This window comes from Nocardiopsis tropica (assembly GCF_042660575.1).
GTDB classification, from domain to species: domain Bacteria; phylum Actinomycetota; class Actinomycetes; order Streptosporangiales; family Streptosporangiaceae; genus Nocardiopsis; species Nocardiopsis tropica.
Window position 1 is genome coordinate 279077 of the sequence record NZ_JBHSUF010000008.1, and the last position, 19406, is coordinate 298482.

The following is a 19406-nucleotide window of genomic DNA, read 5'->3' on the forward strand; positions in this document are numbered from 1 at the left end:
CGTGTCCGCACTGTGGATCACCATCACCCTGCCCGACGAAGCCGACAACGAGGACATGCGCCGACGCGCCGTCGACGCCCTCCACGACTCCGGGATCACCGTGTACCGCGCCTGGGTCGACCACCGCACCCCCGCCGACATCCGCGCCCAGGCCGACGATGCTCGCATCGTGCGCCGCGACCCGGCGGGCGTCACGCTCGGCGCAGGGGTCACCGCCCTGTTCGGCGGACTCGCCGTCTGGCTGTTCACCCTCGGAGGGTGGTGGGCGCTCGCCGCCGTTGCCTGCGCGCTGCTCGCCGTGTTCGGGCTCGTCGGCCTCACCGAGGCGCTGCACCGCAAGCCACGCACATCCCGCTGACCAGCTAAGTTGCCAAGCTACATAGCCCCTATGTAGAGTGGCAACTATGGAAGAAGTGAAAATGACGGTACCGGTGGCAACAGTCCTCCGGGCCTTCCTTGAAGACACCAGTCGGAGACGGTACGGCTTCGACCTGATGAAGGACACCTCCCTGAAGAGCGGCACCCTCTACCCAATCCTTGCTCGTCTCCAGAAGGCGGGCTGGTTGACTGCCCAGTGGGAGGACATCGACGAGAAGGCAGAGGGGCGTCCAGCCAGGCGCTTCTATCTGATCAGCCCTGATGGGGCCGCCGCAGGCCGGGTGGCCTTGGCTGAGTTGTACGCTCAGCTCGGCATGCAGTCGACCCTGGGTCTGGGTCTCCGCCCGATAAGGGGGAACGCATGAGCACGGCAGGGGTTGCCTTGCTCGGCCTGCTCGGTGGTGTTGTTCTGACTATCTGCACCGACATGCTGAGTGAAGAAGCGCGGACTCGCCTCGACCGGTTGCCTCAAACTCTGGTCAAACTCGCTGCCCGACGACTCCCGCCGCAGGTGCGCGGCGATATGGAGCTTGAGTGGATCGCAGAACTGCATATGTTCCTGCATGGGGATGACGCGGTTCCCGTCACACGTTTGTTCAAGGGGTTGCGTTTTGCTGGAGGGTTGTTCGGTTCTGCAGGGAAGGTCGGATATGAGTTGCAAGATGCCGAACTTAAAGCCGATGTAGATGTGGCGCGCAGCAAAGCCGTCATAGTCGTATCAGTTGCGAGTTCGCCGATCTTCATCGCCCTCGCTTACCTGGCAAGTATTCCAGGGTATTATTTTCTGGCGTCGACTGCTCTAATTGTCGGACATGCGATAATCGGCTTCAATGTCTGGAAGTCAATTGTCGTGATCAAGCTTACGCGAGTCACAACAGATATGTTGCAGCTTGCCGATATTACGACTGAGCTGACCTCGGATTGGAATTCATGGGTGAAATCAGCGTTGGAAATAAAAAGGCAGATTGCTGAATATGGTCCTGCTGATTCATATGTGGAGACTCGGCTGTTAGCCCTTGTTTCCATGGGCGATTCATGCAATATTAGGGCAGAGGTGCAGCAAAGTGAAAGCGTGGGGATTGCCGCGCGTAATAAAAATGTCGATCGCTGGCTCATGCCATGGACTCTGGTAGATGCAGCGGTGAGTCGTGCAAGTAACTGGTACCAAGGTTGCTCATAGGAACAAAATGTTGAGGTGCGGGTATGATCAGCAATTCTGACCCACGACGCCGCTGGTATACCCGTGCTGAGGCAGCTGCCGAGGCCAGGGTGTCCCCCCGCACCGTCCAACGGTGGGTGCTCGACGGTCGTCTCGTCGAGCGCCACGGGCACATCAACGCCGCCCAGCTGTTCGAGGTCGAACGCGAAAGACGCCACGCCCGCACCCGCCCCGCGCCCGGTTGCACAGCGTAGGAGGCGTGGCATACCCTCTGGTCAGAATCGAATACCTGTACCCCGACGCCCGGACCGCACAGCGGCCGGGCGTTTCGCGTACCCCGGACCGCGACAGCGGACCGGCCACCCGACACCACCCAGGCCCTGACCCGTCACGGTGGTGCCGGGCCACCCCGACCGAGGAGGCCGCCGTGCCGCGCGTCACCATCCCCGTCACCCGACTCTCCGACGCCGGATCCGCCGACCCCACCGAGACCAACGGCGACCCCGTCAACCAGCACGCCTTGCCCAACAGCGGCCGGACCGTGCTCCGGGTACGCAACGCCGGCGCGGCTGCGCTCGACCTCACCCTCGTCACCCCCGTGACCGTCGGAGGCCGCGCCGTCGAGGACACCGTCGTGTCCATCCCCGCCGGGGACACCCGCACCTTCGCCTCGCTCTCCCCAGCCCTGTACGGCACCAGCGTCCCCATCGACGTGGCCAGCGCCGACCTCAAGCTCATCGCCTTCGAGCCCTGACCCGGGAGGCCCGCCCATGACCGATGCCGTCTACCGCGAGCGCGCCGCGCTCATCGCGCACCTCGCCGCCCTGTACCCAGCCGTCATCGTCCGCAACGGCGACCCCGCCGACGACCCCGACTGGCCGCTGATCTACATCGACACCCCACAGGGCCAGATGAGCTGGCACCTCACCCAGGCCGACCTCGATCTGTTCCCCCACGTGCCGACCGTGGCCGAGGGCCCTGAATGGGACGGGCACACCAACGGGGAAAAGTACCGGCGGCTCGCCGCGCTCACCGCAGACGAGGCCGCCTCCCACGGCGCGCTCCTGCGCAGCGCCCACAGTGACCCCCAGTTCGTGCGCCCCGGCGACACCCTCATCCTGCGCAGCAAGGCGCTCATGACCGCAGAGGTGGCCGCAAGTCTCAAGGCCGCCGTCGCCCGACACCTGCCCGGCGTCGACGCCCTGGTCCTCGGCAACTTCGAGCAGATGGCCGTCTACCAGCCCGACCAGCACCGGCACGAGTAGACGAGCGCGGCCATGCCCAGCAGAGCACCCCGCCGGTGCACCCGCTGCAGGCAGCTCAAGGACGCCGACGGCCTTTGCTCACCCCAGTGCCGCACCCGCGTCCGCGCACGCAGCCAGAGGGCACGCGGCAGCAGCACCGCCCAGGGGTACGGCACCGAACACCGCGACCGCTTCCGCAAGGGCGTCCTCGCCCGCGACCCCGTGTGCGTCCGCTGCGGTGCCGCCCCCTCCACCCACGCCGACCACCACCCGCACTCACGCAAGGACCTAGTCGCCCAGGGGCTCGACCCCAACGACCCCGCACACGGCCGTGGCCTGTGCGCCCCCTGCCACTCCACCGAGACAGCCCGCGCGCAGCCGGGCGGATGGAACCGCAGGTGAGCCCGCCCCGACCGCAGCCCGTGACCCCGGGCGCGCTGGGGGGAGGGGGTGGGTCGCGGACCTGGGGGGGTAGGCCGAGCGAACGCCCCGGTGACTGCGCTTACTCGCTGACAGGTTTTCCGAAACGGGGTCACCGAAGGAGCCCGCCCATGGCCAAGACCGCGCCGCCGCCTCGCATCCATCCCGACATCCAGCACCTGGCCGTGCCGGTCGCTGACCTGCAGCCCTTCGAGCGCAACCCCCGCCGGGGCAACGTCGACCTGATCGCCAAGAGCCTGGAGGCCAACGGCCAGTACAGGCCCATCGTCGTCAACAAGGGCACGCACACCGGCCGCCCCAACGAGGTCCTGGCGGGCAACCACACCTACGCCGCAGCGAACCGGCTCGGCTGGGACGAGATCGCCGCGACCTTCGTCGACGTCGACGCCGAGACCGCAGCCAAGATCGTCGTCATGGACAATCGCGCGAGCGACCTGGCGAAAAACGACCCCGACGCGCTCGGCGCACTCCTGTCGGACCTGTCCGACCTGGAGGGCACCGGCTACACCGACACCGACCTCGCCAAGCTCCTCGGCACCGACGTCGCCGACGATGACGACGAGGTGTTCGCCTCCCGGTTCGAGGTCGTGGTCGAGTGCGCAGACGAGGACGCCCAACAGGAGATGTTCGACCGGCTCACCGGCGAGGGACACACCTGCCGGGTCCTGACGCTGTGAGGGTGGCATGCCGACCGCGCACGTGACCGTGTCCTCCCCGGTGCCCACCAGCTTCCGGGCCGCCCGGGTCGAGGGCCAGTTCGACATCCCCCACCAGACCGAGCAGACCCTCACCTTCTCCGCCGACCTGTCCGCCTGCGAGGACCAGCCGTGGTCCGTGGGCGCCATCGTCGGCGCGTCCGGCCGCGGCAAGAGCACCCTCGCCCGCGCCCTGTGGCCGCGCGAGTACCGCGCCGCCGCCTACCCATGGTCGGCGGACTGTCTGCTCGACGACTTCCCCGAGGGCATGTCGGCCGACGACATCGTCGGCGCGCTGACCGCCGTGGGGTTCTCCTCCCCGCCCGCGTGGCTACGCCCCTACCGGGTCCTGTCCACCGGGCAGCAGCACCGCGCCGACCTTGCCCGCTCCCTCGTCGGCGAGGACGAGCTGGTGGTCGTCGACGAGTTCACCTCCGTGGTGGACCGGACCGTGGCCGCGTCGCTGTCGGCGGCCGTCGCCCGGCACGTGCGCCGCGCCGGCCGACAGTTCGTCGCGGTCACCTGCCACCGGGATGTGCTCGAGTGGCTCGAGGTGGACTGGTACTACGACCTCGACGAAGGCCGCACCCACTGGGGGCGTCTTCATCGACCCCACATCCGTCTCCACGTCCGCGAGGGCTCTCGCAAAGCCTGGTCGCGCTTTCGCGGCCACCACTATCTGACCGGTCAGCTGCACAACGCCGCCCGCGTGTTCCTCGCCTACGCCGATCTCGGAGACGGGGTCGAGCACCTGGTGGGGTTCTTCTCCCTGCTGCCCGTGGCCGGTCACCGGGGCTGGTGGCGGGGCCACCGCACGGTGGTCCTTCCCGACTACCAGGGGCTCGGCGTCGGCAACGCCATGATCGAGGCGGTCGCCGAACAGCTGTGGCGTCGCGAGCAGAAGCGGTTCCGGGCCACGACGTCGGCGCGCTCGCTCATCGCGCACCGCCGCCGCCACCCCGACATGTGGCGGCTCACCATGGCCCCGAAGATGAAGGCCGCCGTCGGCAAGACCTCCACCATCAAGGGGATGGCCTCCAGCGTCGGCCGCCTGACAACCACGTGGGTGTACGTGCCCGAGGAGCTGAGGCGCTCCCCCTCCACATCAGCCACTTCTGAAGGGCACCGCTGAGACCGCGTCTGCAGGGAGCACCCCGCACCGCACACGATCACATCAGGGCGCAGCGGATCGCCCAGCACGCCCGGACTCACGGACTCGGATTCGGGAGATGGACCCCCATGGGACTCGTCGCAGGGCTGGACCCCGTGCGCGCCGCACGCCTGTACGGTCTCCCGCACGTCATCGACTACGGTCCCGACCGGGCGGGCGACGGGCTGCTCATCACCACCGGGGCCGGGCTGCTGCTCGCCGACATGGACGAGCTGCCCACCCTGCGGTGGGCGGTCGACATCGGGGCGAGCCGGGGCCACCTGCACGCCGCCGACTGGGCTGCGGTCGCTGCTCGCACGGTCACGCACACCGTGGCGCACCTGTGGATGGCCATCACCGACCCCGCGTGGATGCGCGGCGTGCTCGAGCCCTTTCCCGCCGACCGGCTCGCCATGTGCTCCCGGCCGCGGATCGACATCGGCCACCAGGCCGCCACCGTCGAGGAGCTGGCCATCTGGTGTGAGGCGTTCCGCCACGAACCGGTCGTGTGATCACGACCGGTCGGGCAGGGCTGGTGCCCTTAGCTGTCGATCGACTCGGTGTCGCCGTCGGTCACGTTGTTGCCGATGTCGGCGCGCTGCCCGGCCTCCCGACCCTCGAGGTGCCCGATCAGGCTGACCTTCACGCCGCGCGCGGTCTCGAGCTTGCCGACGTTCTCTTCCATCCACGCGTCGACTCGGGCGGCCCGGTCGACGAGGACAAGCTCGGTGGACTTGCCACCGGTCTCGGCGATGGTCTCGACTCTGAGCCCGGCGAGGCGCTCGCCCACTCCGATGCCGAAGCTGATGACGAACTGGCGGCGGGCCTTGAACCCGGCCCACCCCTTCAGGGTGGCGCTGTAGCCGCTGGTGCGCCACCACGTCTTCATGGCGGAGGCAGCCTGCAGGCGCAGGGAGGCGAGCAGCATCCCGGCGCGCTCGACGTCGGACTCGTGGCCGATGACGTAGACGAGGCGCTGGTCGTCGTGCTGGTGGCCCCGCTGGTAGTAGCAGCGCAGGTCCAGTCCCTCGACGATGGCGCTGGTGAAGGACACGTACGCGTCGGAGTACGTGTCGGTGTACTCGATACGCAGCGTAGTGATTTCCTCGGTGGACTGCTCGCCGGTCATCTGCGCGCGCACGACGGCTTCGTCGATGCCCCACTTGATCATCAGCTTCTCGGCTGCCTTGGTGAACGCTTCGGCCTCGTGCGGGTTGTCGCTGCCCTCGGCCTTCGCGAGGAGCTTCGCGATCTTCTCGTGGTACTCGGTCGACGTGGTCATCTCGCGTCCCTTCAATAACTTAACTCGTATGAAACTAGTTACGTTATAAGTATCGCGGAGACTCCGGAGAGTAACAAGAGCTGTGCGGGAGACATTTTCGGAGGTAGCCGTGCTCACCATCGCCACCGACCAGCGGGGCCGCACCGCCCTCCAGGCCCACAGCGGCGTCACCGCCGTCCCGCTTGGCGCACCCGCCGCCGCCCGCGCCGACATCCTGTGGCGCCGCGCGGGCACCACCGCCGCCGACGTCACCGACACGCTCACCCGAGCGCGCGGGCTGCGCTGGGTCCACACCGACACCGCCGGAGTCGACGACCTGCCCCTGGCGGATCTCGCCGCCCGCGACATCACCCTCACCAAGACCAGCGCGTACACCGACGCCGTCGCCGAATGGATCGTCACCGCCGTACTCATCGCAGCGAAAGGCACCCCCGCCTACGCCGAAGCCTCACGGGCAGGCCGGTGGGAACCCGGCGTCGGCGCACCCCGACTCATCTCCGGCACCCGCGCCCTCATCGTCGGGAACGGGGCCATCGGCCAGACGGCCGGCGGGGCGCTCGCCGCGATGGAAGTGCACGTGTCCACGGTCGGCAGCCGGGCCGCCGCGGGTTGGGAGGCGCTGCTCCCCGGCACGGACTGGCTGGTGCTCGCGTGCCCGCTCACCGAACGCACCCACCACCTGATCGGGGCCGCCGTGCTCGGGGCGCTGCCCGCCGGGGCGTGGCTGATCAACGCCGCACGCGGACAGGTCGTCGACGAGCACGCCCTGGCCGCCGCCCTCGATGCCAGGCGGCTCGGCGGGGCCGTGCTCGACACGTTCGCCGTCGAGCCGCTGCCCGCTGACTCGCCGCTGTGGAAGCGGCCGACCGTGGTCATCACCCCGCACGACGCCTGGCGGGCCTCCGGTGCGGGCCGCCGCCAGGCCGTCGACTTCCTCGACCAGCTCCACCGCTACCGCAGCGGGCAGCCGCTCCACCGAGTGGTGGACGCAGTCGCTGAGTACTGACGCCTCACTCGTCTACCGGCCTGAGTGCTGCCGCCCACAGCCGTGCGCTCTTTTCCGTGATTCGTCGAGCCCTCCTGAGATGTGGCTGGCCTGTGGGAAGTGGATCCCCCCGCAAGAAGGTAGACAGGAGTTCCTGTACTTCGTTCACCATGCAAATGATCAAGTGCCTGTCCGAGGACGCACGGTCTCTCGGAGCGCGAAACGCCGGGGAGCTACCGAAGGCCGATGCGACTGCAGCCTCAAGGGATTTCCGGATTTCCTTGTCTGATATGCGCTGTGCTTTCAAATAGATCTCGGTCAGGCATTCATCTATTGCTGAATCCCAATCGACGAATTGACTTGGTGAATTCTCTGTCAGATGCCGTAGCCTCTGTAGTTGTCCAAAGATTGCCTCGATGGCCTGTTCGGTAATGTCTCTGCGACGCGTTTCGACGGCTTGTCTGGTCTGTCGGTTCTGTTGGTATACGACCCCTCCGAACGTGAGGAGACCGCCCAGCAGGGCACCGCTCAGAGCACCGCCTGCGCCGATCAATCCGTTGAGGAGTTCAGGGGTCACGCACTCTCCAGTAGGTCGGTCGGCAGTTGCCGAGTGATCTCTTCGGGGACGCGCCACAAGCTGAGCGCCCCCTTGCACACGATCGGTTCAGCGAGTGGGCGCGGGTTGGTGAGCACCCAGTGCCAGTGGTCGGGGACCGCCCACGTGCTCGAGTGGTCGCGCACGCAGTCGACGACGTCCACCACTCCGACGATGGCGCCGGGTACGAGGTTCCCCGGGACGGTGATCCCCATGGCGGCGAGCCGCTGCCGGGCGCCCGGGGCGGTGGCGCTGCCCGCGTGGATGACCAGCGGGCCCCGGTGGTCGGTGCGCCAGGTGCGGTTCTCGATGTCCTTGCCCGCGTGCAGGATTGCCCACGCCCAGGGGTGGCGTACCGACAGGGCTCGCAGCGTCATGGGTCGCTCCTCTTGTTCTTGCGTGGCCGCCCGCCCCCGGCTCCGCGGCCGGGGCGGTTGGTCGCCCAGGCGTCGACGGTCGCCTCGAGCCACACGGGGGTCCGGGCGAAGTACTGGTCGGGCTCGGGGAAGTCGCCCGGCCTCGGGCACTCGTCGTTGCGGCGCTTGGTGGCGGCGTCGTGGTAGCTGCGCACCGTCGACTCGGTGAGGGGGCCTCCGCTCCGGCCGGTGAGACCGTGCCGGTCGTGAAGGTAGGCGGGTAGGTCCGCGATGGTCAGATACGTTACCGGTGTCATGCTGGTGATGATATCGGCTCGGGGTCGGAGACGTCCGAACCGGCGTCGCGCCCAACCCCGTCTGGGGTTGAGCGCGACGCGCAGACTTCGGCCGGTCACTGCAGGGTCCTGCTGGCCGGCGCACACGCGGGGTTGTCCCGGTGGGCGGCGGCGTGCAGGTGGCGCAGGTCGCTGAGGTCGAGCCGCTGGCCGACGGCTTCGAGTGCTCGGCGGATGCCGGTCAGCTCCGCCCAGGCGTTGCGCAGGCCGGGCCGCCAGGTGTTGAGGTCGGTGGTCTCGTAGGTTTCGCCGCGCTCGGTCAGGATCTCGTCGATCTCGTGCCAGGCGGTGACGGCGAGCTGGGTGAGGGCAGCGCGCTCGCTTCGGGTCGTCATGGGTCGGTCCCTTCGGGGTGGGGTGCCGCCCCCGGGGCGGGCGGGGGCGGCACGAGGGCGTCAGAGCCGGATGGGCTTGACGGGCTTGACGGGCGCGATCATGTGCAGGTGTTCGGCGCTCAGCGCGAGCGGCGCACCCTCGGGCACGAGCGAGGCGACCTTGCGGCCCGGCGACAGGTGCAGGGTGATGGTGGTGGCTCGCATGGTGGCGAGCGCGTCGGACAGGTACCGGGCGGTGAACGTCACGGGTGTGAGCAGGCCGTGGACGTCGGCGCTGATGGGTGTGCCCTCGACGGTCGGGTCGGCGGACACGGAGATGCTGTCGACGCTCATGCGCACGGTCACCTGTGGGTGCTCGTGGCCTGCCGTGTTCGTGTCAGCGACGGCGAGCAGCGCTGCGAACGCGCGACGGTTCACGGTCGCGGTCGTCTCGGACTCACGCGGCACCCACGGGGCGAGGGACACGGGAGTGGCGGGGATCAGACGCAGGGTCGCGACGAGCGCCCCGCTGTGGACGCTCACCCATCCCTCTCCGCGCGGGTCGGCTCTCACCCCGATGGCGGCGTGCTCGAAGGTGGTCTTGGACAGGAGCTTGGCGAACACGCGGCCGGGCACGAGCGCGGTCGCGTTCAGCCCCGGCGTCAGCACGGCGAGGGTGGGGGTGTGCACGCTCACGACCCGGTACCGGTCGGTGGCCTCCAGGACGATCTCGCGAGGGGTCATCCGCAGGTGGATCGCGGTCAGCACGGGCAGAGCATCGGACCGCTCGACAGCGCACGCGGCGGCGCGCGCCCCGCGGGCGAACTCGAGCCGGTCGACGCCGACATCGGGCGGCACCGGGGCGGGCATGACCGGCCAGTCGTCGGCGGGCAGCGTCTGCAGTTCGACGGTGGTGGCGCCCACGGTCACGGTCACGGTCTGCTCGTGGAGGGTGAGCGTGGCGGGCACGTCGGCGAGCGTGGCGGTGGACCCGCGCACGGCCTTGACTGCCTTGATCAGGGCGGTGTGGTCGACGACGAATCTCGCGTCGGGCCCGGGTGCCTCCCCGGGCAGGGTCATGGTGATGCACGTGTCGAAGTCGTAGCCGGTGACGGTCGCGGCCCCGTCCCGGGTCTGGATGAGGACCCCGGCGAGGATGGGCAGGGCCGGGCGGGCGCGGTGGATCAGGCTGGTGGCGGAGAGCGCGGTACGCAGCGCTGCCGCGCTGGTGGTGATCATCGGGTGGTCCCTTCGGGGCGGGGGCGCAGCACGGCGGCGAGCAGCCGGCGCGTGCGGCGGCGGTCGACGTCGGCGAGCAGGGCGAGCATCCGGGTGGTCAGGTCGGCCTGTGCCATGCCGGGGTGGTGGTGCCGGTAGGTCGCCATCGACAGGCGGGCGCGTGCGGCGCGCAGGCGACGGGCGGTCGGGTCCATCGGGTCCCCTCTCTGGGGTGGGCCCTGGCGCGGGAAGCGAGTCGGTGGGCGCGGGGCGCCCGGTCGCGTGTCCCACGCCGGGGCGGTGGGCCCGGCGCGGGGCGGTGGGACGGTCACCGACCCCGCGTCGGGGGTCTGGTCAGCTCGCGAGGACGAACGCGTCGAACGCGGCGCGCTTGAGCTTGGTCACGCTGGACTGGATGAGGACCCGCTCGGCGCGGATCGCGCGCGCGGTCTCGTCGTCGGCTCCCTGCACGGGCGCGAAGTGGTCGAGGTACTCGACCACGGACTGGTAGCCAGCCCAGCGCGAGCCCCGGATGTTCGCGTTCGTGTCAGCCTCGGAGTACAGGTAGCGGAGCTGGGAGATCACCGCGTCGTTGTTCTCCTTGGCGCGCTTCCCGGCGTCGGCGTCGATCGGGAACAGGCGTCGGATCTTGTTGGTGAAGTCGACGTCCCTCATGCTCGTCTGCAGCATCTTCTCCGCTTCGAGCTGGAATGCTTCGAGGTACTTCCAGGTCAGTCGCAGCGCTTCGCGCGCTTCGGCGACCTTGGAGGTGACCCCGCTCGTGTGGCGGATCGTGAAGGTGCTGCGTGCCTGCCTGAGCGCGGCCGCTTGGGTGTTCGCGCACACGATGCGGACCGGGGACACGACGGCGCGCATGGACGCGGTGCCGTCGTGCGCGTTCATCGCGGCGATGTACAGGTCGAGGTCGTCGGTGCCGTCCCCGATGGTCATCGCCTCGGGCATCTTCATCGTGATGAAGACGTGCCGCCCTTCCTTCAAGCTCCCGGCGGTCTCGAAGTGCGCGCCGCTCTCGTCGCTCAACACGTTGAGGAAGTCGGCCAACTCTTCGTTCTGGACGGGCTGCCACTGCTCGCCCACGTACCCGAGGACGTCGGGCTCCCCGGTCTTGGGGTGGGTGCGGACGGTGGCGTAGGCCCCGGGGACGGTCAAGGTGCGCTCGTCGACGGTGGTGGTCAGCGGGGACTTGCGGACGTTCCACCCGCCCAGGTGGGCGGTGGTCATGGCCTCTTCGGCGGTGAACGTGCTGGGGAGCACGGTGCCGAGTCGGTGCCAGGCGTCGAGTCGGGCGGAGACGAAGGCGGTGGATCCGTCGGAGAACTGCTCGAGTTCGTGAGCCACTGGTCTTTCCTTTCGGGTGCTGCGTCGGGTGTTCAGGTGGGGCGGGAGCGCCCCGGGCAGGCGTGCTGCCCGGGGCGCGAGATCAGCGCGCGGGGCGCGAGGGGTGAACGGTGATCTGGTACTCGGAGCCGTTGGAGAGGGTCAGCACGACTCCCGCGAGGGCGGTGATCCCGGCGTTCGCGTAGGTGACGGCTTCGGACACGTACACGTCGTCGGAGCCGGTGGTCTCCTCGATGGCGAGCGACAGCTCTTCGTTGAAGACGAAGGCGATGGCGGTGGCGAGTTCGGCGGGGTTCATGGTGGGCCCTCTCGTATTTTGACTAGCTCTGTACTGGTTATGTTTTAAGTATGAGGGGCTGTCCGGGATGGCACAAGACATGCACCGGGCCCGTTTTCGAGAGTTTTCCCAGGTGGGAAGGGGTCTGCTAGTCGCGCTCGTCGGGGGTGTGCGCGAGGCCGAAGAGGTCGCGGGCCATCTCGCGAGCGTGGCACTGGCACGAGAGCTTGACCGTCACGGAGTCGGCGGCGCGGAGGCCGACGACGTACCAGAGCTCCCCGGACCCCGCTACGGCGGTCATCGCCTGGGCGCCGATGTGGGTCTCGATGTTGTCATACAGGTCGCTCAGGGTCTCGATCAGCTGGGCGCCCTCGTCGGGGCTGCCCCACTTCGGCCGCTGTCGCAGCACGGGGAGACGCGAGGTGTCGCAGTAGGCGATGCCGTTGACGCGGTGGGTCGGAGGCTTCATGGGGACTCTCTTTCTTGACTAGTACTGTACTGGTTATGTTTTAAGTATGACGGAGACCCCGGTGAGAGCCAAGACTCAGCCGGGGTGAAATGAGTGCCTTTTCCCAGTTGAAAGGGGGTGGTGAGAATGGGCAAGCGCGGACCCCGGCCGACGCCGACCAACGTGCGACTGCTGCGTGGCGACCGCCGCGACCGGATCAACGTCGACGAGCCGGTGCCCGGCGACGGGCTCCCCGAGTGCCCCGACGACGCGTCGGCCGACGTGCGGGCCGTGTGGGACTACACCGTCGACCAGCTCGCCGCGATGGGCACCGCCACTCCCGCCGACCGCGACAGCCTGCGGGCCTACTGCGAGGCCGTGGTGACTCACCGGAAGGCGTGCTCGCTGCTGGCCAAGAGCGGGATCCTCATCCGCTCCGCCAAGGGCGGGGCGCTCGTGCGCAACCCCGTCGTCCAGGTCCAGCGGGACGCCGCGGCGACCCTGCGCGGCTTCGCCCAGGAGTTCGGGCTGACCCCGTCGGCGCGCTCGGAGATCCGTATGGCGAGGGAGACGGGCCGTGGCCGCAGCGCGGACAGGCTCCTCTCCTAAGGGCGGACACGCGCGCCGCGCACAGCGCCGGGCCCCGGACCACAACCGGCGGTGGCGGCCCCGGTCGCGGCGCGGCGGCGTCTGCGGGTACACGCTCGACGACACGGTCTGCGCCAAGCGGGGCGCGCACTACTGCGAGCCCCGCGCGGACAAGTTCGTGAAGTTCTGCGCGGAGCTGCTGCGGCACACCAAGGGCCCGCACGCGCGCAAAGCCTTCGTGCTCCGCTTCTGGCAGGAGCACGAGATCGCCCGGCCGCTGCTGGGCGAGGTGATCTGGTCCGAGGACCACGGCCGGTACGTGCGCCGGTACCGGATCGCGTACATCGTCGTCGCCAGGAAGAACGGCAAGTCGGAGCTGGCCGCCGCCATCCTGCTGTACCTGCTCATCGCCGACGACGAGGAAGCCGCGGAGGTCTACGGCGCGGCGGCCGACACCAAGCAGGCCGGGAAGGTGTTCGAGCCCGCCCTGCGGATGGTGCAGCTCTCCCCGCCGCTGAGCAGGCGGCTCCAGCACACCAAGAACGCGCGGCGCATCTACGACGAGAAGTCGGCCTCCCACTACGAGATCATCACCGCCGACGCGACCGGCGAGCTGGGCCACAACCCCCACGGCTTCTGTCTCGACGAGGTCTTGAGCCAACGTGACGGGTCACTGTGGGAGGCGATGACCACCGCCGTCGGCGCACGCGCGCAGGAACTCCTGTTCGCCACGACCACTGAGACGAACGATGCGGCCAGCTTCGGCGCGGACCTGATCGACGAGGCCGAAGCCATCCAGGCCGACCCGGCGAAGGCCCCGCACATCTTCGCGTTCGTGCGCAAGGGGCCACGCTCGGAGGACGAGCTGGAGCGGCTGCACCGGGCGTTCCCCGGCCACCCCGACCTGCCGGTGTCGCTCGATCGCTGGGACGAGGCGAACTGGAAATGGCCCAACCCCGCCCTGGGGGAGTTCAAGAGCATCGAGGCGATGCGCCGCCAGGCGCTCGAAGCACGGGACAGCCCGACGAAGGAGAACGGGTTCGCCCAGTTCCACCTCAACCAGCGGGTGCAGCAAGTCAGCCGCTGGATCACCATGGACCTGTGGGACGCCAACATCGGCGAGGTCGCTCCTACCCCGGACTGGGTGCTGCCCCAGCTCGAAGGCAAGAAGTGCTGGGCGGGCCTGGACCTCTCCAGCAAGATCGACCTCACCGCCTGGGCGCTCCTCTTCGCCGACGGGTCGGTGATCTGGCGGTTCTGGTGCCCGGAATCCATTGTCCCCAAGCTCGACGAGCACACCGACGGGGCGTTCTCCGAGTGGGTGGCGGCCGGGTGGGTGCGTGTCACCGACGGCGACGTCATCGACTACCAGGCCGTGTACGCCGACATCGAGGAAGACCACGGCCGGTACGCCATCACCGACGTCACCTACGACCGCTGGTCGGGTGAGCCCGTCCGCCAGGAGGTCCAGGCCCGCACCGGTCTGGAGATGGTCGAGTCAGGGACGACCTTCGACAAGATGACCGCCCCGATGACCGAGACCATGCGGATGCTCAAGGCCCACGAGCTGCGCACCTTCGGCAACCCGGTCGCCCGCTGGATGGCCGACAACCTCGTGGCCAAGAGCCCGAGGGACGACCCCGACCGCATCCGCCCGGTCAAGCCCGAACGCCACAAGAGCGGCCTGCGCATCGACGGGATGCCCGCCCTGTTCTTCGCCGTCGACGGCCAGCTCGCCAGCTCGGTCACCGACGCCGACTCCCTGCCCGAGGCCGACATCTTCTGAGGAGCACGCGATGCACCGATGGGCCGCCACCGCCTGCCTGGCCGCCGGGGTCTGGATTCTCACCGGCCCCGGGTGGGCTCTGCTCACCCTCGGCGCCCTGGTGTGGCTGCTCGCCCCCGCCGGGTCCGGGGAGCTGCGCGCCGACGCGCTGCGCGAACGAGCGGCCGGCGCCGCCGCGGCCGTGCGCGGCTCCTGGGCGCGGGCCCGCGCCATGCCGCGCCGGACGATCGCCGTCACGACGATGGTCGTCGGCGCGCTCCTGCTCCCGCTGGGGGTCGGAGTGCTCGCGGGCGCGGCCGTCGGTGTGGCCGTCGGCGCGGGCGCGGGTGCGGTGACCGCCGGGGCGGAGCTGGCGGGCCTGTCGCTCCTGACCGGGTGGGGTGCCTGATGGGGTGGCTCAGCGGCCCCTCCGAGACGAAGGCGGCGGCCGGGGCCGACGGTCTCGCGCCGACCCTGAGCCTCGGCCCGGGGGCTGCGCTCTACCCGGCCTCCGGGTTCCTGTCGGCCGCCAACCACGGGTTCGGCCGCAACGAACTCGTCTACGCCTGCATCATGGAGCTGGCGACTTCCATGCCGGAAGCGACCCTGCGCGTGTACGGCCCCGACGGGCTGGGGGAGCCGAAGGAGAACCACCCGCTCCGGGCGCTGTTGGCCGACCCGAATCCGATCCTGTCGGAGTTCGAGCTGTTCGAGCTGACCGTCATCCACCTCTACCTCGCGGGCACCGCGTTCTGGGAGGTCGTCCGCGACCAGGCGGGCCGCCCCGTCCAGCTCTGGCCCCTGCGCCCCGACCTGGTGCGGTTCTGGCTCCAGCCCAACGGGCAGGTCCGGTACGGGTTCTGGACCACGGCCGGGACCGTCGACCTGGGCACGGACGTGATCGCGTTCCGGCTGCCCAACCCCATCGACCCGCTCGTCGGCCAGCCGCCCCTGCGCCCTGCTCTGCGCGCGGTCGCCCTCGACAACGAGGCCACGGACTTCGTCAAGGCCCTGCTGCAGAACAGGGCGGTTCCGGGGACGGTCATCACCGTCCAGCAGAAGCTCGACGAGGGAGTCGCCGACCGGCTCGTCACGAAGTGGAAGCAGAAGTTCGGCGGCGGTCGCCGCGGCGAACCGGCTGTGCTGCAGCAGGGCATGGACGTCAAGGTCCTCGGCCTGGACCTGGAGAAGCTGGAGTTCCCGGACCTGCGCACCATCGCGGAGGCGCGCATCTGCTCGGTGTTCGGCGTGCCGCCGATCCTGGTCGGAGCCAAGGTCGGCCTCGACCGGTCGACCTTCGCGAACTACAAGGAGGCGAGGGCGAGCTTCTGGGAGGAGACGATCTTCCCGCTGCAGCGCCGCTTCCGCGACGTGATCGTCCGCGCTCTGCTGCCCGTCATCAACGACGCCACCTACTCCACCCCCCGCAGGGTGGCGGTGCGCTGGGACCGCTCCGAAGTGCTCGCCCTGAAAGAGAGCGAACAGGCCATCTGGGAGCGCGCCAACAGCGCGCTCCGGGCCGGGGCCATCACCGTCAACGACTTCCGGCGCACCATCGGCATGCCGCTGGTCGACGGTGGTGACGTGTTCCTGCGCCCGGCCGGAGTCGTGCCGACCCTCGCTGACGGCACCCCCACCGGCGGCGGCATCCTCGACCCCACCCCGGACACCCCCGACGAGGAGCCCGAGGAGGAAGAGGACACCGCCGAGGAGGACGGCGGCACAGACGTCGAAGGGGCGTCGCTGTCCGACGCCGACCTGGCGCGGATGCTCGCAGCCCTCCCCCCGGGGTGAGCTGAGTGGCCGCCCGACCGAAGGTCCCCGCCCGGCACCTACGCGACGCCACCCGCAGCATGGTCGCCTTCTTCGAGCTGCAGCGCACGACCGTCGTCGACCACTGGCCCGACCCGAAGGCGGACCGGCGGCCCGGAGCCCACAAAGCCCGCGTCGACGAGCTGTTCTCCCTGACCCGGTGGGACCGGGTGCTCACCCCCGAGATCTTCTCCATCGCCATGGGAGCGGCGACCGCCGCCGGGACCTCGATCATGGCCGGGCTCGCCGGGTTCGAGGAGGAGGACTACGACGCCGACATGACGGTCGGCTGGCTGACCGTGCACGCCGCCGCTGTCGCCGCCGGGATCAACATCTCCACACGCGCGGACCTGGCGACCGCGCTGACCGCCGGCCTGGCCGCCGACGACGTGGCGCAGATGTTCACCGGCTACCTGACACGCCGCGCCCCGCAGATCGCCCAGACCGAGGTGACCGCCGCGGCCGGGTTCGGGACGCGCGAGGCCGGACAGCAGACCGGCCGCCCCATGGTCAAGACCTGGAAGACCGGCTCCAACCCGCGCTCCACCCACGCCCGCCTGGACGGCGAGACCGTCGCCCTCGACGCCCTGTTCTCCAACAGGGCCAGGTGGCCGGGCGACTCCGTGCTCGACACCCAAGAGCGCGCCGGATGCAACTGCTCCATGGAGATCGACACCGAGTGAGGACACCATGAACAGGCAGACGCTCGTCGTGCCGGTCGAATGGAAGGCCGCCGACGACGAGGACGAGAACACCCTGGTCGGCTACGCGTCGACCTTCGGCAACGTCGACCTGCAGTACGACACGATGCAGAAGGGGGCCTTCAAGAACTCCCTTCCGCGTGTGGTCAAGGGCGAGGTGCCCTACCTCGCCGACCACGTCGCCTCGGTCCGCAACGTCATCGGCACCCTGACCGAGGCGGAGGAGGACAACCGGGGCCTCAAGATCAAGGTCAAGTTTGCCACCGACGCGGACTCCCAGGCCATCCGGCAGAAGATGATCGATGGCCACGTCCGCAAGATGAGCATCGGGTACGAGCCGCTGCAGTGGCGGTACGAGACCCGGGGCCAGAACCGGGTTCGCGTCCTGGAGGACGTGCGCCTGTGGGAGGTGTCGGCGGTGGTGTTCCCCGCCAACCCCCAGGCCGTCATCCAGACCGTCAAGAGCGCGGTCGCCGAAGCCATCGACACCGTCGTCGCCGGAGCGGTCGCCGCAGGGGGCGACGAGGTCGAGCTCAAGGCTCTGATCGCTTCCTGGGGTGCGCAGAGCCCCAACCCCGCAGGGGGCCTCGCCCCCAGCGACAGCACCGACGAACCCGGCACCGCGCCGGGCACCCTCGTCACCAAGACCACCACACCCCACCTGGACACCGACGCCGGGGCAGACGGGGGCGCCGAGCTGAAGACGGACACCGATCCGGGCTCGCTCACGCTCCTCATGCACAAGGCGGACGCCGTGCTCGCAGGCCGGGACCCGGACGCGACGGCCGACCCCGTGAAGCTCGCGGGCGTCGACGCGCGCCTGGAAGCGCTGGACACCTTCCTCCAGCGCCACACCCGCGCGGAGGAGCTGGCCGACGAGCTGGCCGCCCTGCGCGGAGACCGGTAACCGAACACGACACACGAGGGGCCCGCCACCTGCGGGCCCTGTCTCGTGTGCGCACGAAAGGAGGGGCCGACCATGGCCCACCCCCTGCTGGTGCGTGCCGCGCAGTGCATCGAAGCCGCGCGCGCACTCAACGACGAGTTCCCCGAGAAGACCCAGATGCCCGCCGAGGTCGCCCAGAAGATGGACGCCCTGCTGGGCGAGGCGTCCAAGGCCAAGGCCCAGGTCGAGCGTGAGGCCAAGCTCACCGACCTGGACAACTACCTGACCGCACCCCATTACAAGCACGACATGAACGCCGACGGCAACGGCGGCGCGACGGGGGCCGGCGGGCTGTCCGTCGACCAGATCGGCGGCATCTACACCACCGACGGCCAGCGCAAGCAGGCCAAGGCCAAGGCGTTCCTGGAGTACGTGCGCAAGGGCCAGCACATGGGCCACGAGCACAAGGCCGCCCTGGTGGAGGACGCCGACGGGCAGGTCCTCGTGCCCTCCGACTGGGTCGGCACCATCCTGCGCGAGCTGCCCCGCGAGGGCGTCATCCGCTCCCTGGCGACCGTGCAGCCCACCACCTCCAACAAGCTCGACATCGGCGTCATCACCGTGGCCGCCGCCGGGTGGGGCAAGCTCGAAACCGGTACCACCGCCACCGACGGCCTGCCCGAGGACCCGGCCGACAAGGACACCATCGAGGTCCACGACCTCAACGCGTTGGTCAAGCTCGGCGTCGACCAGCTCGAGGACGCCGACGACGACCTGGAGTCGATCATCACCCAGGCGCTCACCCTCAAGCTCGCCGAGCAGGAGGACGACGCGTTCGCCAACGGGTCCGGTACCGGACGACCGCGCGGGCTCGCGCAGGCCACCACCATCACCCAGGGTGTGGCCTCCGCTGTCGGGGAGACCGTCACCGGCGACGAGCTGAAGCGGGTGCAGTTCCAGGTGCCCGCGCAGTTCCGGCGCAAGGCCACCGCCGCCTGGCTCTACCACACGAGCGCGGAGGAGAAGATCGCGCTCCTGAAGGACAGCGAAGGCCGGTACCTGCTGCAGCCGTCCCTGTCCCTGGAAGAGCCCGCCACCCTGCTCGGGTACCGCGCGTTCACGGTCGACGGCCTGCCCGCCGTGACGGCCACCGTCGACGGCGGCAGCGCGGCGGGCAACGACAAGTCGATCATGTTCGGCGACCTGCGACAGGGCTACATGATCGCGGACCGCCGCCGGATCACCGTCACCCGCCTCACTGAGCTGTACGCCACCGAGGGCAAGATCGGGCTCCTGTTCCGCCACCGCGTGGGCGGCGACGTCATCCGCCCCAAGGCGTTCGCCTGGTACAAGCTCTGACCCTGCAACCCGAGGTGGGGCACCCGCGTTCACGGGTG

Annotated in this window: 28 protein-coding genes; 18 read left to right on the top strand and 10 right to left on the bottom strand. The window is 69.6% G+C overall.

Translation table 11 applies throughout. The features are described from left to right. Position 1: 1 nt before the first annotated feature. The 10 genes from ACFQBR_RS15435 (at position 2) to ACFQBR_RS15480 (ending at position 5579) form a co-directional block, all read left to right on the top strand. Positions 2–358: a hypothetical protein gene (locus tag ACFQBR_RS15435; protein WP_344176877.1), complete on the top strand. Its 357-nt coding sequence runs from the start codon at positions 2–4 to the stop codon at positions 356–358. A gap of 46 nt (positions 359–404) precedes the next feature. Further along, positions 405–743: a PadR family transcriptional regulator gene (locus ACFQBR_RS15440; protein ID WP_344176879.1), complete on the top strand. Its 339-nt coding sequence runs from the start codon at positions 405–407 to the stop codon at positions 741–743. After that, positions 740–1558 (top strand): hypothetical protein, encoded by an 819-nt coding sequence (locus tag ACFQBR_RS15445; RefSeq protein ID WP_344176881.1) that lies wholly within the window; start codon positions 740–742, stop codon positions 1556–1558. Before ACFQBR_RS15440 ends, ACFQBR_RS15445 begins: the two co-directional genes overlap by 4 nt. A 23-nt stretch (positions 1559–1581) precedes the next feature. Then, positions 1582–1791, top strand: coding sequence for a hypothetical protein (locus ACFQBR_RS15450; protein WP_344176884.1), 210 nt, complete (start codon positions 1582–1584; stop codon positions 1789–1791). A 173-nt stretch (positions 1792–1964) separates the two neighbouring features. Next, positions 1965–2291 carry a hypothetical protein gene (locus ACFQBR_RS15455; protein WP_344176886.1) on the top strand — a complete coding sequence of 109 codons (327 nt, stop codon included), beginning with the start codon at positions 1965–1967 and terminating at the stop codon, positions 2289–2291. 16 nt (positions 2292–2307) lie between these two features. Further along, the gene (locus ACFQBR_RS15460; protein WP_344176888.1) at positions 2308–2802 is read left to right on the top strand and encodes a WDGH domain-containing protein; all 495 of its coding nucleotides are present in this window, start codon (positions 2308–2310) and stop codon (positions 2800–2802) included. A gap of 12 nt (positions 2803–2814) precedes the next feature. Then, positions 2815–3183 (top strand): hypothetical protein, encoded by a 369-nt coding sequence (locus ACFQBR_RS15465; RefSeq protein WP_344176890.1) that lies wholly within the window; start codon positions 2815–2817, stop codon positions 3181–3183. 149 nt (positions 3184–3332) lie between these two features. Further along, entirely contained in the window at positions 3333–3899 is a 567-nt protein-coding gene (locus tag ACFQBR_RS15470; protein WP_344176892.1) for a ParB/RepB/Spo0J family partition protein, read from the top strand. Positions 3900–3906: 7 nt separating this feature from the next. Then, positions 3907–5049, top strand: coding sequence for a GNAT family N-acetyltransferase (locus tag ACFQBR_RS15475; RefSeq protein ID WP_344176894.1), 1143 nt, complete (start codon positions 3907–3909; stop codon positions 5047–5049). Positions 5050–5156: 107 nt separating this feature from the next. Continuing rightward, positions 5157–5579, top strand: a complete 423-nt coding sequence (locus ACFQBR_RS15480) for a hypothetical protein (RefSeq protein ID WP_344176897.1) — start codon at positions 5157–5159, stop codon at positions 5577–5579. Between the two features lie 29 nt (positions 5580–5608). On the opposite strand, the gene ACFQBR_RS15485 is transcribed toward ACFQBR_RS15480, so the two are convergent. Further along, positions 5609–6349, bottom strand: coding sequence for a DUF2786 domain-containing protein (locus tag ACFQBR_RS15485; RefSeq protein ID WP_344176899.1), 741 nt, complete (start codon positions 6347–6349; stop codon positions 5609–5611). Between the two features lie 109 nt (positions 6350–6458). Between ACFQBR_RS15485 and ACFQBR_RS15490 the strand changes: the two genes are divergently transcribed. Beyond that, the gene (locus ACFQBR_RS15490) at positions 6459–7355 is read left to right on the top strand and encodes an NAD(P)-dependent oxidoreductase (RefSeq protein WP_344176901.1); all 897 of its coding nucleotides are present in this window, start codon (positions 6459–6461) and stop codon (positions 7353–7355) included. A 4-nt stretch (positions 7356–7359) separates the two neighbouring features. Here ACFQBR_RS15490 and ACFQBR_RS15495 read toward each other — a convergent pair whose 3' ends face one another. The 9 genes from ACFQBR_RS15495 to ACFQBR_RS15535 form a co-directional block, all read right to left on the bottom strand. Next, positions 7360–7911 (bottom strand): hypothetical protein, encoded by a 552-nt coding sequence (locus ACFQBR_RS15495; protein WP_344176904.1) that lies wholly within the window; start codon positions 7909–7911, stop codon positions 7360–7362. Further along, complete coding sequence (locus tag ACFQBR_RS15500) at positions 7908–8306, bottom strand: ASCH domain-containing protein (RefSeq protein ID WP_344176906.1); 399 nt, start codon at positions 8304–8306, stop codon at positions 7908–7910. Before ACFQBR_RS15500 ends, ACFQBR_RS15495 begins: the two co-directional genes overlap by 4 nt. Continuing rightward, the gene (locus tag ACFQBR_RS15505; protein WP_344176908.1) at positions 8303–8602 is read right to left on the bottom strand and encodes a hypothetical protein; all 300 of its coding nucleotides are present in this window, start codon (positions 8600–8602) and stop codon (positions 8303–8305) included. Before ACFQBR_RS15505 ends, ACFQBR_RS15500 begins: the two co-directional genes overlap by 4 nt. Positions 8603–8697: 95 nt before the next feature. Beyond that, positions 8698–8976 (bottom strand): hypothetical protein, encoded by a 279-nt coding sequence (locus tag ACFQBR_RS15510; protein WP_344176910.1) that lies wholly within the window; start codon positions 8974–8976, stop codon positions 8698–8700. 60 nt (positions 8977–9036) lie between these two features. After that, positions 9037–10194, bottom strand: a complete 1158-nt coding sequence (locus tag ACFQBR_RS15515; protein ID WP_344176912.1) for a DNA polymerase III subunit beta — start codon at positions 10192–10194, stop codon at positions 9037–9039. Further along, positions 10191–10388, bottom strand: a complete 198-nt coding sequence (locus ACFQBR_RS15520) for a hypothetical protein (protein ID WP_344176914.1) — start codon at positions 10386–10388, stop codon at positions 10191–10193. Before ACFQBR_RS15520 ends, ACFQBR_RS15515 begins: the two co-directional genes overlap by 4 nt. A 139-nt stretch (positions 10389–10527) precedes the next feature. After that, positions 10528–11532: a DUF932 domain-containing protein gene (locus ACFQBR_RS15525; protein ID WP_344176917.1), complete on the bottom strand. Its 1005-nt coding sequence runs from the start codon at positions 11530–11532 to the stop codon at positions 10528–10530. 82 nt (positions 11533–11614) lie between these two features. Then, positions 11615–11830 carry a hypothetical protein gene (locus ACFQBR_RS15530; RefSeq protein WP_344176919.1) on the bottom strand — a complete coding sequence of 72 codons (216 nt, stop codon included), beginning with the start codon at positions 11828–11830 and terminating at the stop codon, positions 11615–11617. Between the two features lie 127 nt (positions 11831–11957). Continuing rightward, positions 11958–12278, bottom strand: a complete 321-nt coding sequence (locus ACFQBR_RS15535) for a hypothetical protein (protein ID WP_344176921.1) — start codon at positions 12276–12278, stop codon at positions 11958–11960. A 126-nt stretch (positions 12279–12404) separates the two neighbouring features. Between ACFQBR_RS15535 and ACFQBR_RS15540 the strand changes: the two genes are divergently transcribed. The 7 genes from ACFQBR_RS15540 to ACFQBR_RS15570 all read left to right on the top strand — a co-directional run bounded on the left by ACFQBR_RS15540 (position 12405) and on the right by ACFQBR_RS15570 (position 19368). Continuing rightward, positions 12405–12866: a phage terminase small subunit P27 family gene (locus tag ACFQBR_RS15540; RefSeq protein ID WP_344176924.1), complete on the top strand. Its 462-nt coding sequence runs from the start codon at positions 12405–12407 to the stop codon at positions 12864–12866. Then, positions 12835–14631, top strand: coding sequence for a terminase large subunit (locus ACFQBR_RS15545; RefSeq protein ID WP_344176927.1), 1797 nt, complete (start codon positions 12835–12837; stop codon positions 14629–14631). The genes ACFQBR_RS15540 and ACFQBR_RS15545 overlap by 32 nt, the downstream gene beginning before the upstream one ends. 10 nt (positions 14632–14641) lie before the next feature. Next, complete coding sequence (locus ACFQBR_RS15550; RefSeq protein WP_378553661.1) at positions 14642–15019, top strand: hypothetical protein; 378 nt, start codon at positions 14642–14644, stop codon at positions 15017–15019. Next, positions 15019–16404, top strand: coding sequence for a phage portal protein (locus ACFQBR_RS15555; RefSeq protein ID WP_344176932.1), 1386 nt, complete (start codon positions 15019–15021; stop codon positions 16402–16404). The genes ACFQBR_RS15550 and ACFQBR_RS15555 overlap by 1 nt, the downstream gene beginning before the upstream one ends. 5 nt (positions 16405–16409) lie before the next feature. Then, the gene (locus ACFQBR_RS15560; protein ID WP_344176934.1) at positions 16410–17105 is read left to right on the top strand and encodes a hypothetical protein; all 696 of its coding nucleotides are present in this window, start codon (positions 16410–16412) and stop codon (positions 17103–17105) included. Between the two features lie 7 nt (positions 17106–17112). Then, a complete protein-coding gene (locus tag ACFQBR_RS15565; protein ID WP_344176937.1) occupies positions 17113–18030 on the top strand; it encodes an HK97 family phage prohead protease in 918 nt (305 codons plus the stop codon). A 72-nt stretch (positions 18031–18102) separates the two neighbouring features. Further along, the gene (locus ACFQBR_RS15570; RefSeq protein WP_344176939.1) at positions 18103–19368 is read left to right on the top strand and encodes a phage major capsid protein; all 1266 of its coding nucleotides are present in this window, start codon (positions 18103–18105) and stop codon (positions 19366–19368) included. The last annotated feature ends 38 nt before the right edge of the window (positions 19369–19406 follow it).

Coding starts and splice junctions, on each gene's coding strand:
- ACFQBR_RS15530 (WP_344176919.1), bottom strand. CDS start 11,830: ATGAACCCCGCCGAACTCGCCACCGCCATCGCCTTCGTCTTCAACGAA.
- ACFQBR_RS15540 (WP_344176924.1), top strand. CDS start 12,405: ATGGGCAAGCGCGGACCCCGGCCGACGCCGACCAACGTGCGACTGCTG.
- ACFQBR_RS15475 (WP_344176894.1), top strand. CDS start 3,907: ATGCCGACCGCGCACGTGACCGTGTCCTCCCCGGTGCCCACCAGCTTC.
- ACFQBR_RS15520 (WP_344176914.1), bottom strand. CDS start 10,388: ATGGACCCGACCGCCCGTCGCCTGCGCGCCGCACGCGCCCGCCTGTCG.
- ACFQBR_RS15440 (WP_344176879.1), top strand. CDS start 405: ATGGAAGAAGTGAAAATGACGGTACCGGTGGCAACAGTCCTCCGGGCC.
- ACFQBR_RS15480 (WP_344176897.1), top strand. CDS start 5,157: ATGGGACTCGTCGCAGGGCTGGACCCCGTGCGCGCCGCACGCCTGTAC.
- ACFQBR_RS15450 (WP_344176884.1), top strand. CDS start 1,582: ATGATCAGCAATTCTGACCCACGACGCCGCTGGTATACCCGTGCTGAG.
- ACFQBR_RS15485 (WP_344176899.1), bottom strand. CDS start 6,349: ATGACCACGTCGACCGAGTACCACGAGAAGATCGCGAAGCTCCTCGCG.
- ACFQBR_RS15460 (WP_344176888.1), top strand. CDS start 2,308: ATGACCGATGCCGTCTACCGCGAGCGCGCCGCGCTCATCGCGCACCTC.
- ACFQBR_RS15535 (WP_344176921.1), bottom strand. CDS start 12,278: ATGAAGCCTCCGACCCACCGCGTCAACGGCATCGCCTACTGCGACACC.
- ACFQBR_RS15550 (WP_378553661.1), top strand. CDS start 14,642: ATGCACCGATGGGCCGCCACCGCCTGCCTGGCCGCCGGGGTCTGGATT.
- ACFQBR_RS15465 (WP_344176890.1), top strand. CDS start 2,815: ATGCCCAGCAGAGCACCCCGCCGGTGCACCCGCTGCAGGCAGCTCAAG.
- ACFQBR_RS15510 (WP_344176910.1), bottom strand. CDS start 8,976: ATGACGACCCGAAGCGAGCGCGCTGCCCTCACCCAGCTCGCCGTCACC.
- ACFQBR_RS15570 (WP_344176939.1), top strand. CDS start 18,103: ATGGCCCACCCCCTGCTGGTGCGTGCCGCGCAGTGCATCGAAGCCGCG.
- ACFQBR_RS15445 (WP_344176881.1), top strand. CDS start 740: ATGAGCACGGCAGGGGTTGCCTTGCTCGGCCTGCTCGGTGGTGTTGTT.
- ACFQBR_RS15555 (WP_344176932.1), top strand. CDS start 15,019: ATGGGGTGGCTCAGCGGCCCCTCCGAGACGAAGGCGGCGGCCGGGGCC.
- ACFQBR_RS15500 (WP_344176906.1), bottom strand. CDS start 8,306: ATGACGCTGCGAGCCCTGTCGGTACGCCACCCCTGGGCGTGGGCAATC.
- ACFQBR_RS15470 (WP_344176892.1), top strand. CDS start 3,333: ATGGCCAAGACCGCGCCGCCGCCTCGCATCCATCCCGACATCCAGCAC.
- ACFQBR_RS15515 (WP_344176912.1), bottom strand. CDS start 10,194: ATGATCACCACCAGCGCGGCAGCGCTGCGTACCGCGCTCTCCGCCACC.
- ACFQBR_RS15565 (WP_344176937.1), top strand. CDS start 17,113: ATGAACAGGCAGACGCTCGTCGTGCCGGTCGAATGGAAGGCCGCCGAC.
- ACFQBR_RS15505 (WP_344176908.1), bottom strand. CDS start 8,602: ATGACACCGGTAACGTATCTGACCATCGCGGACCTACCCGCCTACCTT.